We start from the raw sequence: 12,508 nt of genomic DNA on the forward strand, positions 1-12,508 counted from the left end.
CCGGCACGGCCACCCATTCGGCAAAGGCGCCGCGCCCGGAATAGGCGGCGACGCGGCTGCCCGGGGCGGGGCCGGTCGTGCCCGGGCCCAGCGCCTCGACCCGGCCTGCAAGCTCCATCCCGGCGATGAACGGCGGCGCGGCGCGGTCCTGGTAGCGGCCCTGCTGCATCAGAAGATCCGCGAAATTCAGCCCCGCCGCGGCGACCCGGATCAAAATTTCTCCTGGTCCGGGAACCGGGGGCGGGGTTTCGCGTTGAACCGCGTCGGTCCCCAGCTGTTCGACAATCCAGGCCTTCATGAGCAGCTGATTCCCTTCCTTGCGGCCCTTGCACAGTAAGGGCTGCGGCTTGCCGTGGCCAAGGGCAGCGGAATCGCAAAGCGAGTTGCAAATTGCAACGCGAATTGCAAAACGCGCTAAAGGCGAGTGATTGAGCCATCGGCGAAACCTGAACGTGCCTGCCGAAACGGATAGGCCTTGTTATACGCTTGTATAATCTGACCTGTCCAAAAGGACAGGTTTACGCAGCGATTACGTAAATTTCGCGATTCTTTTGGAAATCGACGATTTTGGCACGATCTATGCTTATACTCCGGTGAGGGGACAAGCGCGGATGACGCGCAACCACGGAGTAAAGAATGAAGCATCCTGTTGACGCCCATGTTGGTAAACGTATTCGCCACCGCCGCTGGCTCGTGGGCATGACCCAGCAGCAACTCGCCGATAAGGTCGGGATCAAGTTCCAGCAGATCCAGAAGTACGAAACCGGCATGAACCGGGTCAGCGCCTCGCGGCTGTGGGACATTGCCGACGCGCTTGGCGTGCAGATCTCTTTCTTCTTCGAAGGGCTTTCCGAAAGCGAACTTGCGCCGGTGGTGCAGGGCGACATCATGGCCGACAAGGAAGCGCTGGAACTGGTGCGCTCCTACTATGCGATCCCCGAGGCGCAGCGGCGCCGTCTGTTCGATCTGGCCCGCGTCCTGTCGGACGCCGCCTGACCAGGCCGGCAGGCCCCCGCTTGACCGCGGCCCCGGTGAGCGATAGCGCCGGAGCCGGGACGGCGCATGAGGGCTGCGGCATGGACATTACCAAGGAACTGGCGGCCGAGCTGGCCGCCACGGCGCATGAACTGGCTGACGCCGCGCGCATGGCGACGCTTCAGCACTTCCGCCAGGCCGGTCTGACGGCGGAAACCAAGGAAACCGAACGCTTCGATCCGGTGACGGTGGCCGACCGGCTGTCGGAAGCCCGCATGCGCGAGATCCTGGCCCGCCGCCGCCCCGATGACGGCATTCTGGGCGAAGAATATGGCACGGCCGCCGGCAGCTCGGGCCTGACCTGGGTTCTGGACCCGATCGACGGCACCCGCGGCTACCTGTCGGGCACGCCGACCTGGGGGGTGCTGATCTCGGTCGCCGATACGACCGGGGCCGAAATGCGCCCGGTCTACGGGCTGATCGACCAACCCTATATTGGCGAGCGGTTCGAGGGTGGGCTGGGCCGCGCCCGGGTGCTGGGCCCGCAGGGCGAGGCGGCGCTGCGCACCCGCCCGGCCCGGGCCCTGTCCGAGGCGATCCTGTTCACCACCTTCCCCGAAGTCGGAACCGCCGACGAAGGCGCGGCCTTCCGCCGGGTCTCGGCCCAGGCGAAGCTGACGCGCTATGGCATGGATTGTTACGCCTATGCGCTGATCGCGGCGGGGCAGATCGACCTGGTGGTCGAGGCGGGGCTGCAGGCCTATGACGTGCAGGCGCCGATCGCGGTGATCGAGGCGGCCGGCGGGGTCGTCACCGATTGGCAGGGCCGGCCCTGTCCGATGGGCGGCCAGGTTCTGGCGGCGGCCAATCCGCAGATCCATGCCGAGGCCTTGGCGCGGCTGAACCGCGGCTGAGCGGGGCGGAATCCGTTGAGCGGCGCGCGGTGCCGGGCTAGACTCCCCCGCGCGGCGCCGAGTCCTTTCCCCTTCTGTCGGCCCGCCGGTCTCGTTCCACCGAAGGGGTCACAGGGGACGAGATGACCGATATCCTGATCCGCAATGCCCAGGTCGTGGTGACCATGGATGCGACCCGGCGCGAGATTGCCGGGGGCGATGTGCTGATCCGCGGCGGGGTGATCGCGGCGGTGGGGCAGGGGTTGGCCCAGCCCGAGGGGGCAGAACTGGTCGAGGCGGCGGGCTGTGTGGTGACGCCGGGCCTGGTGAACACCCACCACCATCTGTACCAGACCCTGACCCGCGCCGTGCCGGGCGGGCAGGATGCGCTGCTGTTCGGCTGGCTCAAGACGCTTTACCCGATCTGGGCGCGGTTCGGCCCCGAAGAGATGCGCGTCTCGGCCCGGATCGGGCTGGCGGAACTGGCGCTTTCGGGCTGTTCGCTGAGTTCGGATCACCTGTATCTCTTCCCGAACGGCGCGCGGCTGGAGGATACGATCCAGGCTGCGGCCGAGGTGGGTCTGCGCTTTCACCCGACCCGCGGCGCGATGTCGATCGGCGAAAGCGCGGGCGGGCTGCCGCCCGATGCGCTGGTGGAAGCCGAGCCGGCGATTCTGGATGACATGATCCGGGTGGTCGATGCCTTTCACGATCCCGGGGAAGGGGCGATGGTCCGGGTCGGGCTGGCGCCCTGTTCGCCCTTCTCGGTCAGCCGCGAGCTGATGCGGGACACTGCCCTTCTGGCGCGCGACAAGGGCGTGATGCTGCACACCCATCTGGCCGAGAATGACGAGGATATCGCCTATTCGCTGGCAAAGTTCGGCTGCAGGCCCGGGCAATATGCCGAGGATCTGGGCTGGACCGGCCCCGATGTCTGGCAGGCGCATTGCGTCAAGCTGGATGCGGGCGAGATCGGGCTTTTCGCGCGCTCGGGCACCGGGGTGGCGCATTGCCCCTGTTCGAATTGCCGGCTGGGCAGCGGGATCGCGCCGGTCCGGGCGATGCGGGACGCGGGGGTGAAGGTCGGGCTGGGGGTGGACGGGTCGGCCTCGAACGACGCGGGCAATCTGGCGGCCGAGATGCGGATGGCGCTGTTGCTGCAGCGGGTGGCGCGGGGCGCCGATGCCATGGCCGCGCGCGAGGCGCTGGAGATCGCCACGCTGGGCGGTGCGCAGGTGTTGGGGCGGGGCGATTGCGGCTCGCTGGCTCCGGGCAAGCGGGCGGATCTGGCGATCTGGGATGTCTCGGGGATCGAGGCCGCCGGGGCCTGGGATCCGGTGGCGGCGCTGGTCCTGTGCGGCCCGCAAAAGGTGCGCGACCTGTTCGTCGAGGGCCGCGCGGTGGTGCGGGCCGGGCAGTTGACCCGGCTGGACCTGTGCCGGGCGCTGGACGATCAGGCGCGGCTGGTGCGGCGCCTGGCCGGTTAGCTAGCGGCGGGCAAAGCCCACCAGCCCGCCCAGCAGCAGCACCAGCGCGCCCAGGCCCCAGGCCCAGGCGCCATAGCCCAGGGTGTCGCCAAGCGAGGCGGCCAGATCGGCCAGATCCCCGGTCGAGGGCAGCGGCAGCCCGGTCTGCAGCGCGCCCTCGCGCGCCTGCCAGAAGCCATAGGCGACGATCCCGATCGCCAGCCCGCCGGCCAGCAGCGCCAGAAGCCGCGAGGCCATGCCGACAATCGCCAGAATCAGGAACAGCGCGGCCAGCGCGAAGGTGGCCAGGAAGGCCAGCATCAAGGGCGGCGCCTGGCCCGCGAAATCCTGCAGCCCCTGCAGATCGGGGTTCAGCTGCCGCACCAGATCATAGGGGGTGAAGCCGCCCCCGGGCAGGGCCAGCCAGGGCAGGAACAGGCTGACCACCATGGCGGCAGCGGCAAGAAGCGATAGGGCGCGCATGGCAGGTCTCCGCGATCATGGCTTTGCGCCATGTGACCGGCCAGGCGGCGCGGGGTCAAGCGGCCAGACCGGATCGGCGCGGCAGGGCGCGGGTCGGGAATTCCGGCTTTGCCCTGCGCCACAGGCCGTGCCAGCAAGGCGCAAGGCACAGGAGGGCGAGAATGCGCTTGGGGATCTGGCAGGGAATGGCGGCGATCGTGCTGACGGCGCTGGGGCTGTCATCCGCGGCGCGGGCGGACACGGTTCTGTCCGACGTCTCGGGCAATTGGGCCGGCACCTCGGGCCAGGGGTTCGACTTCCGCGCCATCCTCAGCGAGGCCGGCGGCGAGACGCGGCTGCAGATCTGGCAGGGCATGAACGGCATCGTGCCGGGCGGCGCGGCCGAGTTGGATCTGCACCCGGCAGTCTATCGCGACAACATCATCGCCGGCGACCGGCAGGGGCTTCAGGTGATCGCCGGCCCCGAGGCCACGGTCCTGCGCATCCTGACCGAAAGCGAGGACGAGCAATACGGCTTCCGCGAGGCGGTGGATGTGCAGTTCATCGACTTTCAGTTCACCGTGATCGCCTATGCGGTGGATCTGACCGAATTCACCTCGGCCGAGGGCAATTACTCCTGCCATGTCGATCTGCGCACCAATACCCGGGTGGTGAATGGCGTGACCGAGAGCCTGCCAGACCGGCCGGCCGAGGCCGACAATCTGTCGGGCTGGGGCCCCGATGCGGCGCTGACCAAGGGCCTGTGCCCGGCGCCGGGCTAAGCGCGCGAATCCCGGGGCGCGATCCCCGGCCGCTGCCGCACGGGCTTGAGCGCGGGCGGGCGCGGGGCTATGGGAAGGCATGACCCATGATTACGCCCGCCAGCGCCGCGAGACTTTCGACACGTTCCGCCAGTCGCGCGGGGTGAAACTGCCCGAACGCGCGGTGGTCGATTTCGAATTCTTCGTCGAGGAAAACGATTCCGACTGGGCCGGTTTCGAACGCGCGCTGCGTGCGAAAGGCTTTCGCTGCAAGCGGATGAAGGATGGCGAGACGCTGCTGGCCAGCATCGGACCGATTCCCGTGACCGCCGAAGAGATCTGGCACTGGGAAGAGCTGGCCACGGGTCTGGCGCTGAAATTCGACTTTTATCCCGATGGCTGGGAACTGGATCTGTGATCCCGCGTTGACGGGTGCGGGCGCCTGACGGCAGCGCGCTGCCGATCCCTGTCCAAAGCGCCGGCGGAATCTCGCCAAGCGCCAATCCGGCATTGTTACGCATTGTTGCGTTTTCTTCACGTTTGCGGAAAGTGCCCGGAGAGACGAAAGAACGTCCGGGGGACAGATGCTGAAGCTTGCCGGGGGCGCCGTGGCCCGCACCGTACTTGTATGTGCCTCGCTGACCTTGCTGGGCGCCTGCGCGACGACGAAATCCACGAAATCCGCCCCCGAAGGCCTGATGATCAGCGACAGCGGCATCGACCCGTCGCGCCAGCAGATGGCCTTTGTCGAGGTCAAGGAAAAGAAGGCCAAGGGCCAGCGCGTCTGGTGCGTTCCCTATGCCCGCACCCTGTCGGGCGTGCATCTGCGCGGCAATGCCGGCACCTGGTGGGGGGCGGCCAAGGGCGTCTATGACCGCGGCCATGACCCGGCGGCCGGGGCGGTGATGGTGTTCTCGTCAACCAAGAAACTGCCGATGGGCCATGTCGCCGTGGTGTCGGAAGTTCTGTCGGACCGCGAGATCCTGATCAATCACGCCAATTGGAAGCGCAACCAGCTGTCCTTGGGCATGAAGGTCGTCGACATCTCGAAAAAGGGCGACTGGACCTCGGTCAAGGTCGAAAGCCAGCCGGGCACCTATGGCCGCGCCTATCCGGTGTCGGGATTCATCTATCCCGAACCCTCGCAGGGCTAAGCCCGCCGCGCCCGCGCCTCAGGCGCTGCGCTGCAATTTGACCGGCTCGGTCCGGCCCAGGCGCAGGAAATGCGCCATATAGGGTTTCGTCACATCTTCAGTCCGGGTCGCGGCGTATAGCCGTTTCGAGATCGTTCCGGGCCCAAGCGGCAGGGTGACATAGTCGCGGCTGCCCTTCACCTCGCGCAGCACCCAATCCGGCAGCACCGCCACGCCGCGGCCCGATCCGACCAGCATCAGAATCACCGCCGTCAGTTCCGCCGTGCGCTGGGCCCGCGGTTCCACCTTGGCCGGCGTCAGAAGTTCGGTGAAGACGTCCAGCTTGTCGCGCCCGACCGGATAGGTGATCAGCGTCTCGTCGCGGAAATCCTCGGCTGTCACGAAGGGCTTGCCGCAATTCGCGTGCCCCGAGGGCGCCACGAAAGTGGGCAGATAGTCGAACAGCGGGTTGAAGGTGATCCCCGCCATCTCGACCGGATCGGACGAGATCACCAGATCCACCTCTTCGCGGTTCAGCGCCGGCATGGCGTCGAAGGCAAGGCCCGCGCGGATGTCGACATCCACCTCGGGCCAGGCATGGCGAAACAGCTCCAACACCGGAAACAGCCAGTCGAAACAGGCATGGCATTCGATCGCGATATGCAGCCGCCCCGTCTTGCCCGAGCGCAGGGCGCGGAATTCCTCTTCCATCGCGTCGATTTCCGGCAGGATCCGCTCGGCCGCACGCAGCATGCGCACCCCGGCGGCCGACAGGCGCATCGGCTTTGACCGGCGCACGAACAGCTCCATCCCGGCCTGATCCTCAAGCCCCGCAACCTGATGCGACAGTGCCGATTGCGTCATGTTCAGCATCTCGGCCGCGCGGGCAAGCCCCCCGGCCTGATGGATGGCGCGGATCGTGCGCAGGTGCTTCAACTCGACATACATGAACGCATCTCATAATCATGCTGCATATTATGAATTTGTCTCACATTCAGGACTCTGCGACAAGGGGCGCATTGAAGGAGCCTGCATCATGTCCAGTACCCCGCGCATCTCGTTCGAGTTCTTCCCGCCGCAGACGCTGGATGCGTCGTTCCGGCTGTGGGAAACCGTGCAGGCGCTGGCGCCGATGCAACCGGAATTCGTCTCGGTCACCTATGGCGCGGGCGGCACGACCCGCAAGCTGACCCATGATGCGGTGGCGACGATCCATCGCAATTACGGGCTGAACGTGGCCGCGCATCTGACCTGCGTCGATGCCACCAAGGCCGAGACGCTGGAGATCGCCGAAGCCTATGCGGCGGCCGGCGTGACCGAGATCGTGGCCCTGCGCGGCGATGCGCCCAAGGGCGCCACGCAATGGGAAAAGCATCCCGAAGGCTTCGCCTCGTCGGTGGAACTGGTCGAAGCGCTGGCCAAGACCGGCCGATTCAAGATCCGCGTCGGCGCCTATCCCGAACGGCACCCGGATGCGGCCGATCTGGCCGCCGATGTGGCCTTCCTGAAGCGCAAGATCGACGCCGGCGCCACCAGCGCGATCACCCAGTTCTTCTTCGAGCCGGACACCTTCTTCCGCTTCCGCGATGCCTGCGCCGCGGCTGGCATCACCGCGCCGATCATCCCGGGCATCCTGCCGATCATCTCGTGGGAGGGCGCCAAGAAATTCGCCGCCCGCTGCGGGGCGCAGGTGTCGCAGCGGCTGGACGATGCCTTCACCCGCGCCGTGGCGGATGGGCGCGAGGAATTGTACGCCTTGGCCCATTGCACCCAGCTGTGCGACCGGCTGATCGAGGGGGGCGTGGAAGACCTGCATTTCTACACGCTGAACCGCCCGCATCTGACCCGCGAAGTCGTGCGCGCCCTGGGCATCCAGCCCGCCCTGGTGCTGGAAAAGGTGGCCTGACCCGAATTCCCCGCGCCGGCGCCGGCGCGGGGTACGATGTCTCCCTGAGCGGCCCTATCGCCATGGCGGGGGCCGCTTTTTTTTAACCTGCACAAGGGTCTACGGGCCGCTCTTGCGGCAGGGGCAGGGGCCGCTCTTGCGGCAGGGGCGGCAATCGGCCAAGGTCACCCGCAAAGGAGCGACGCATGGCCAAGCTGATCACCCTGTTGAACGGACCGAACCTCAATCTGCTGGGCAAGCGCCAGCCCGAGATCTACGGGCGCGAGACGCTGGAGGATGTGGTCGCCGCCTGCCGCGCGCTGGCGGACGAGCTGGGCCTGGGGCTGGATCCGAAACAGTCGAACCATGAAGGCGATCTGGTCGATTACATCCAGGCCGCGCGCGAAAGCTCGGCCGGGATCGTGATCAATCCCGGCGCCTATTCGCATACATCGGTGGCGATCCTGGATGCGCTGAACGCCTTTGACGGGCCGGTGCTGGAGGTTCACATCTCGAACATCCACAAGCGCGAAGCCTTCCGCCACCATTCCTTCGTCTCGTCCCGGGCCGAGGGCGTGATCGCGGGCTTCGGGACCGAAGGTTATCTGCTGGCGCTGCGCCGCATGGCGACGCTGCTGGCGGGTTAGGCCGCGCGCTTAGGCGCGCGACAGGATGGCCTGGGGCCGGGCGCGCGCCAGGCCCTGGGCCAGAATCGCGGTCAGACCGGCCTTCAGCAGATCGCCGGGCAGGAAGGGCATCATCGCCGTTGCGGCGGCCTTGAAGGTCATGCCGGCATTGATCATCAGACCCAGGATGCCCAGGCCGTACAGCACGAAGACCGCGCCGATCAGGGCGCCCAGGAAACTGGCGATCGCGATCGGCGCGTCGCGCCAGGATTCGACCAGAAGCCCGGTGATCAAGGCGGCAATCGGGAAGCCCAGGATGAAGCCCGCGGTCGGACCGGCCAGCACCGAAAGCCCGCCCTTGCCGCCGGCAAAGATCGGCAGGCCGATCAGCCCCAGCGCGACGTAAAGCGCCACCGCCAGAAAGCCCAGCCGCCCGCCCAGAACCGCACCGGCCAGCATGATCCCCAAGGATTGCGCGGTGATCGGCACGCCCAGGGGCAGGGTGATCGCCGGCACCAGCGTCAGCACCGCGATCAGTGCTGCGAACAGCGCCACATAGGCCAGTTTGCGTTCCATTCCACTCTCCCTTGCAGGCCGCCGATCTGCGCCCGGCCGTTTCCTCGGCCCAAGGCTTAGCCGAGCCCGCCGCGCGCCCGCAAGGCCTCGGCCACCTGTTCCGCATCGTCCAGCGCGCCCAGCGTCGCGGGCAGCACGATGCGCCAGCCGGCGCGGCGCGGCGCCCGGGCGCGCCAGGCCTCGGTCAGGCGGGCCACCCGGTCGGACATGACCGGAATGAAGCGCAGCATCAGCGCCACCGCCATGGCCAGAACCCGCGGCGACAGGCCGAAGCGCGCCAGCGGTGCGGCCAGCCGCTCGATCACCGTGATCATGTCGGAAAGCCGGGTGGTCATGGTCACCAGATTGGCCGCGGCGACGGCGATCAGCAGGCGCAGGGTGATCACCGCGCCCAGTTGCGGATCGCCGGTCCACAGATGCCAGGCCCCGACCAGAAGGAGAAAGGGCAGGATCGGCCGCAGCATCCGCAGCCCATGGCGGGCGAAGCGGGCGCCCTCGGCCAGGTACAGCGCCGCGACCAGGGCCAGAGGCGCCAGCAGCAGCAGGGGCCGGTCGATCAGCAGAAGCGCCGTGGTGAAGAGGCACAGGCCCAGCAGCTTGCGGCCCGCGGGGATGCGGTGCCAGCGGGTCGGTACCGGCGAGACCAGCGTCAGCATGGCAAGACGGGCGCGGCGGGATCGTCGCCCTCCAGCGCGCCCAGGCGCTGCATCTCGGCCAGGAAGGCCGGCAGGACGGCGGCGGGCGGCCCGTCGGCGGCGACGGCCCCGGCCTCAAGCCAGATCAGCCGGTCGCAGCTGTGCAGCCCTTCGGGATCATGGCTGATGGTGATCAGCCGCTGCGGCAGCGCCGCCAGCCGGCGCGCCAGGCGCAGCCGCATCGGCAGGTCCAGCGCGGCGAAGGGTTCGTCCAGCAGGATCGTCGCCGGCTGCATCAGCAGCACCGCCATCAGGCACAGATACTGCCGCTGCCCCTGGCTCAGCGCCTGGGTCGAGCGCCCGGCCCAATCGGCCCGCCCCTCGGCCTGCAGCAGCGCCTGTACCGCCTTGGCCGCGGCGGGTTTGCTGTGGCCCAGCTGGTGCAGGCCGAAGGCCAGTTCCTCGTCCACGGTCGGGAACAGGATCTGGTGATCGGGATTCTGGAACAGGATGCCGATCCGCGCCACCGCCGCCCGCCGGTCGCGCGCCGGGTCGATCCCGTCGATGCTGACCTGGCCCGACACCGGCGCCACCAGCCCCGCGATCAGCCGCAACAGCGTGGTCTTGCCCGAGCCATTGCGGCCGATGATGCCGATCCGCCGTTCCGTCAGGGTCAGGTCCAGCGGCCCCAGCACCTGCTGTCCCGCCGGGCCGCCCAGCACCGTGCCGCCGGTGGCGATGCGGATGCCCGCGGGCGACGCGGCGGAAGGGGGGGCAGGCGACCGGGACATGCGCGCTCCGCAAAGAAAAGCCCCCGCCTCTTACCGAGGCGGGGGAGGTCTGCCAAGCCCATGGCCTGGCTCCTTGAGCGCGGGGAAAGCGGGGCTGCCTCAGCAGGCCGCGATGTAGCGGCCGCCGCGGCCGTCGCTGTAATAGCACTGACCGGCCTTCTGGCTTTGGCCCATATAGGTGCCGGCGATGGCGCCCAAAGCCGCGCCGGTCAGCGCGCCCTGGGTCTTGTCGCCCTTGCCCGAGACAGCCGTGCCGATCGCGGCCCCGGTCAGGGCGCCGACGGCGGTGTTCTGTTCGGGCGTGGCGACACAGGCCGACAGGCCAAGCGCTGCAACCACCGGAAGGGCATAGAAGACGGATTTCATGGCATACCTCGTAAAGCCTGATTTCAGAGGCTTAACGCATAGGCTGCCCGCAGGTTCCCACCCTTCACAATTTAATGATCCGGCAGGTTTCAGCCTGCCGGATCCAGATCGTCATGCCGGTGCGGGTGCCGCTTAGCCCTGGCGGGCGGCGGCGACGGCTTCTTCCAGAATGCCCATCGCTTCGGCGAAATGCGCCTCGGGGATGGTCAGGGGCGCCAGGAAGCGGATCACATTGCCATAGACGCCGCAGGTCAGAAGGATCAGCCCGCGCTTCAAGGCCTCGACCCGGACGCGGCCGGTAAAGCCCGCATCGGGTTCCTTCGAGCCGGGCTCGCCGAATTCCACCGCGACCATGAAGCCCGGGCCGCGGATATCCATGATCTCGGGCGTGGTGGCGCGCAGGGCTTCCAGCTTCTGCTTCAGCCGCGAGCCGAGTTCATTGGCGCGCGCGCAGAGGTCTTCTTCCTCGATCACGTCCAGAACCGCATTGGCCGCGGCGACGCCCAGGGGGTTGCCGGCATAGGTGCCGCCCAGGCCCCCGGGCTGGCTGGCATCCATCAGATCGGCGCGGCCGGTGACGGCCGAGATCGGCAAGCCCCCGCCCAGACCCTTGGCCATGCAGGTCAGATCCGCCGCCACGCCATGGGCTTCCATCGCGAAGAGCGTGCCGGTGCGGGCAAAGCCGGTCTGCACCTCGTCGGCGATCATCACGATGCCGTGGTCGTCGCACAGCTTGCGGATCGCCTTCACCAGATCGGTGGGCGCGGGGTAGAAGCCGCCTTCGCCCTGCACGGGTTCCAGGATGATCGCGGCCACGCGGGCCGGGTCGACATCGGCCTTGAACAGTTTGGTGATCCCCTCCAGCGCCTGCGCGGTCGAGATGCCGTGGACATCCTGCGGGAAGGGCACGTGGAAGACATCGGGCATCATCGCGCCGAAGCCCTTCTTGTAGGGCTCGACCTTGCCGGTCAGGGTCATGCCCATGAAGGTGCGGCCATGGAAGGCGCCGCCAAAGGCCACCACGGCATTGCGGCCCGTGGCGATGCGGGCGATCTTCACCGCGTTTTCAACGGCTTCCGCGCCGGTCGTCGCGAAGATCGTCTTCTTCTTCCAGCCGCCCGGCACCTTTTCGTTCAGCCGTTCGGCCAGACGGATGTAATTCTCATAGGGCAGGACCTGATGGCAGGTATGGGTGAAACGGCCCATCTGCTCGGCCACGGCGGCCATGATCTTGGGGTGGCAATGGCCGGTATTGACCACCGCGATCCCGGCGGCGAAGTCGATATAGCGATTGCCTTCGATATCCCAGACCTCGGCGTTCAGCGCCCGGTCGGCATAGATCTGGGTGGTCATCCCCACCCCGCGCGAGACCGCATCGTCGCGCCGCTTGGCCACTTCGGCATTCTTCATCGCATGCTCCTGATACTGGGTCCGGCTGCGCTGCCGGCCACCCGTCATCCGACAATTGATCAAATTTCCGCGCCGCGTTCAATCGTGCCATGGGGCCAGTGGATGCGTTTCCATCGGTCCAGAGCCGGGGCGGCGCCGGGCCGGGCGGGCACAGGGGCATTCGGGGCGCAAATTCTTTGCCCGGGGCGGGGCGGGATTCAGATTCCGTTAACTCTCCTGCGGCAGTCTGGGCGTGCGGATGAGGCGAGGCTTGTGATGGCGGACGGTCGGCTTTCGAACCCCACACCCCACAGTGCACCCTCATCGGACGACGACCGGCTCGACCGGCTTCGCCTCATCCGTTCCCGCCGTGTCGGCGCGGTCACCTTTCACCGGCTGATGGCGGAACAGGGCTCGGCCCGCGCGGCGCTGGCGGTGCTGCCCGATCTGGCCCGGGCGGCGGGGCTGACGGAATACGAAGCCTGCCCGGCGGCGGTCGCGGCGGCCGAAATGCGGGCCGCGGAGGCCGCCGGCGCGCGGATGCTGTGCA

16 protein-coding genes and 1 pseudogene are annotated in these 12,508 nt (G+C 67.9%); 9 read left to right on the plus strand and 8 right to left on the minus strand.

Translation table 11 applies throughout. From position 1 onward, the window contains the following. The coding region (locus K1Y73_RS19340; protein ID WP_263626698.1) for an alcohol dehydrogenase catalytic domain-containing protein at positions 1–214 on the minus strand (214 nt) is incomplete at its 3' end. Between the two features lie 422 nt (positions 215–636). On the opposite strand from K1Y73_RS19340, the gene K1Y73_RS19345 reads away from it, so the two are divergent. The 3 genes from K1Y73_RS19345 (at position 637) to K1Y73_RS19355 (ending at position 3,355) form a co-directional block, all read left to right on the plus strand. Continuing rightward, entirely contained in the window at positions 637–996 is a 360-nt protein-coding gene (locus tag K1Y73_RS19345) for a helix-turn-helix domain-containing protein (protein WP_225029945.1), read from the plus strand. A gap of 80 nt (positions 997–1,076) precedes the next feature. Continuing rightward, the gene (locus K1Y73_RS19350; RefSeq protein WP_225029946.1) at positions 1,077–1,889 is read left to right on the plus strand and encodes an inositol monophosphatase family protein; all 813 of its coding nucleotides are present in this window, start codon (positions 1,077–1,079) and stop codon (positions 1,887–1,889) included. 122 nt (positions 1,890–2,011) lie between these two features. Next, positions 2,012–3,355, plus strand: a complete 1,344-nt coding sequence (locus K1Y73_RS19355) for an 8-oxoguanine deaminase (RefSeq protein ID WP_225029947.1) — start codon at positions 2,012–2,014, stop codon at positions 3,353–3,355. Here the strand turns inward: K1Y73_RS19355 and K1Y73_RS19360 are convergent, their stop codons facing one another. After that, complete coding sequence (locus K1Y73_RS19360) at positions 3,356–3,817, minus strand: hypothetical protein (protein WP_225029948.1); 462 nt, start codon at positions 3,815–3,817, stop codon at positions 3,356–3,358. Positions 3,818–3,978: 161 nt separating this feature from the next. On the opposite strand from K1Y73_RS19360, the gene K1Y73_RS19365 reads away from it, so the two are divergent. The 3 genes from K1Y73_RS19365 (at position 3,979) to K1Y73_RS19375 (ending at position 5,711) form a co-directional block, all read left to right on the plus strand. Beyond that, positions 3,979–4,578: a hypothetical protein gene (locus tag K1Y73_RS19365; RefSeq protein WP_225029949.1), complete on the plus strand. Its 600-nt coding sequence runs from the start codon at positions 3,979–3,981 to the stop codon at positions 4,576–4,578. Between the two features lie 79 nt (positions 4,579–4,657). Further along, complete coding sequence (locus tag K1Y73_RS19370) at positions 4,658–4,975, plus strand: ribonuclease E inhibitor RraB (RefSeq protein WP_225029950.1); 318 nt, start codon at positions 4,658–4,660, stop codon at positions 4,973–4,975. A 166-nt stretch (positions 4,976–5,141) separates the two neighbouring features. Continuing rightward, a complete protein-coding gene (locus K1Y73_RS19375; RefSeq protein WP_225029951.1) occupies positions 5,142–5,711 on the plus strand; it encodes a CHAP domain-containing protein in 570 nt (189 codons plus the stop codon). An 18-nt stretch (positions 5,712–5,729) separates the two neighbouring features. Here K1Y73_RS19375 and K1Y73_RS19380 read toward each other — a convergent pair whose 3' ends face one another. Beyond that, positions 5,730–6,638 carry a LysR family transcriptional regulator gene (locus K1Y73_RS19380; RefSeq protein WP_225029952.1) on the minus strand — a complete coding sequence of 303 codons (909 nt, stop codon included), beginning with the start codon at positions 6,636–6,638 and terminating at the stop codon, positions 5,730–5,732. Between the two features lie 88 nt (positions 6,639–6,726). Here K1Y73_RS19380 and metF point away from each other — a divergent pair, with 88 nt between their 5' ends. Next, positions 6,727–7,596, plus strand: coding sequence for a methylenetetrahydrofolate reductase [NAD(P)H] (metF, locus tag K1Y73_RS19385; protein ID WP_225029953.1), 870 nt, complete (start codon positions 6,727–6,729; stop codon positions 7,594–7,596). Between the two features lie 185 nt (positions 7,597–7,781). Continuing rightward, positions 7,782–8,222 carry a type II 3-dehydroquinate dehydratase gene (gene aroQ, locus K1Y73_RS19390; protein WP_225029954.1) on the plus strand — a complete coding sequence of 147 codons (441 nt, stop codon included), beginning with the start codon at positions 7,782–7,784 and terminating at the stop codon, positions 8,220–8,222. 9 nt (positions 8,223–8,231) lie between these two features. On the opposite strand, the gene K1Y73_RS19395 is transcribed toward aroQ, so the two are convergent. The 5 genes from K1Y73_RS19395 to K1Y73_RS19415 all read right to left on the minus strand — a co-directional run bounded on the left by K1Y73_RS19395 (position 8,232) and on the right by K1Y73_RS19415 (position 11,979). Further along, entirely contained in the window at positions 8,232–8,777 is a 546-nt protein-coding gene (locus K1Y73_RS19395) for a biotin transporter BioY (RefSeq protein WP_225029955.1), read from the minus strand. Positions 8,778–8,833: 56 nt separating this feature from the next. Next, a complete protein-coding gene (locus K1Y73_RS19400; RefSeq protein ID WP_225029956.1) occupies positions 8,834–9,433 on the minus strand; it encodes an energy-coupling factor transporter transmembrane component T in 600 nt (199 codons plus the stop codon). Continuing rightward, the gene (locus K1Y73_RS19405; protein WP_225029957.1) at positions 9,427–10,203 is read right to left on the minus strand and encodes an energy-coupling factor ABC transporter ATP-binding protein; all 777 of its coding nucleotides are present in this window, start codon (positions 10,201–10,203) and stop codon (positions 9,427–9,429) included. Before K1Y73_RS19405 ends, K1Y73_RS19400 begins: the two co-directional genes overlap by 7 nt. A 99-nt stretch (positions 10,204–10,302) precedes the next feature. Further along, positions 10,303–10,569: a glycine zipper 2TM domain-containing protein gene (locus tag K1Y73_RS19410; RefSeq protein ID WP_225029958.1), complete on the minus strand. Its 267-nt coding sequence runs from the start codon at positions 10,567–10,569 to the stop codon at positions 10,303–10,305. Positions 10,570–10,701: 132 nt separating this feature from the next. Further along, a complete protein-coding gene (locus K1Y73_RS19415; protein WP_225029959.1) occupies positions 10,702–11,979 on the minus strand; it encodes a 4-aminobutyrate--2-oxoglutarate transaminase in 1,278 nt (425 codons plus the stop codon). 255 nt (positions 11,980–12,234) lie between these two features. On the opposite strand from K1Y73_RS19415, the pseudogene K1Y73_RS19420 reads away from it, so the two are divergent. Further along, positions 12,235–12,508: pseudogene (locus tag K1Y73_RS19420) on the plus strand (DNA-processing protein DprA); the annotation flags it as partial.

The sequence above is a fragment of the Xinfangfangia pollutisoli genome (assembly GCF_020179405.1).
In the GTDB taxonomy this organism is placed as follows: Bacteria; Pseudomonadota; Alphaproteobacteria; order Rhodobacterales; family Rhodobacteraceae; genus Pseudogemmobacter; species Pseudogemmobacter pollutisoli.

What these genes read in the sequence shown, in the direction of transcription:
- K1Y73_RS19345 (WP_225029945.1), top strand. Translation starts at nt 637, where the DNA reads ATGAAGCATCCTGTTGACGCCCATGTTGGTAAACGTATTCGCCACCGC.
- K1Y73_RS19350 (WP_225029946.1), top strand. Translation starts at nt 1,077, where the DNA reads ATGGACATTACCAAGGAACTGGCGGCCGAGCTGGCCGCCACGGCGCAT.
- K1Y73_RS19355 (WP_225029947.1), top strand. Translation starts at nt 2,012, where the DNA reads ATGACCGATATCCTGATCCGCAATGCCCAGGTCGTGGTGACCATGGAT.
- K1Y73_RS19360 (WP_225029948.1), bottom strand. Translation starts at nt 3,817, where the DNA reads ATGCGCGCCCTATCGCTTCTTGCCGCTGCCGCCATGGTGGTCAGCCTG.
- K1Y73_RS19365 (WP_225029949.1), top strand. Translation starts at nt 3,979, where the DNA reads ATGCGCTTGGGGATCTGGCAGGGAATGGCGGCGATCGTGCTGACGGCG.
- K1Y73_RS19370 (WP_225029950.1), top strand. Translation starts at nt 4,658, where the DNA reads ATGACCCATGATTACGCCCGCCAGCGCCGCGAGACTTTCGACACGTTC.
- K1Y73_RS19375 (WP_225029951.1), top strand. Translation starts at nt 5,142, where the DNA reads ATGCTGAAGCTTGCCGGGGGCGCCGTGGCCCGCACCGTACTTGTATGT.
- K1Y73_RS19380 (WP_225029952.1), bottom strand. Translation starts at nt 6,638, where the DNA reads ATGTATGTCGAGTTGAAGCACCTGCGCACGATCCGCGCCATCCATCAG.
- metF (WP_225029953.1), top strand. Translation starts at nt 6,727, where the DNA reads ATGTCCAGTACCCCGCGCATCTCGTTCGAGTTCTTCCCGCCGCAGACG.
- aroQ (WP_225029954.1), top strand. Translation starts at nt 7,782, where the DNA reads ATGGCCAAGCTGATCACCCTGTTGAACGGACCGAACCTCAATCTGCTG.
- K1Y73_RS19395 (WP_225029955.1), bottom strand. Translation starts at nt 8,777, where the DNA reads ATGGAACGCAAACTGGCCTATGTGGCGCTGTTCGCAGCACTGATCGCG.
- K1Y73_RS19400 (WP_225029956.1), bottom strand. Translation starts at nt 9,433, where the DNA reads ATGCTGACGCTGGTCTCGCCGGTACCGACCCGCTGGCACCGCATCCCC.
- K1Y73_RS19405 (WP_225029957.1), bottom strand. Translation starts at nt 10,203, where the DNA reads ATGTCCCGGTCGCCTGCCCCCCCTTCCGCCGCGTCGCCCGCGGGCATC.
- K1Y73_RS19410 (WP_225029958.1), bottom strand. Translation starts at nt 10,569, where the DNA reads ATGAAATCCGTCTTCTATGCCCTTCCGGTGGTTGCAGCGCTTGGCCTG.
- K1Y73_RS19415 (WP_225029959.1), bottom strand. Translation starts at nt 11,979, where the DNA reads ATGAAGAATGCCGAAGTGGCCAAGCGGCGCGACGATGCGGTCTCGCGC.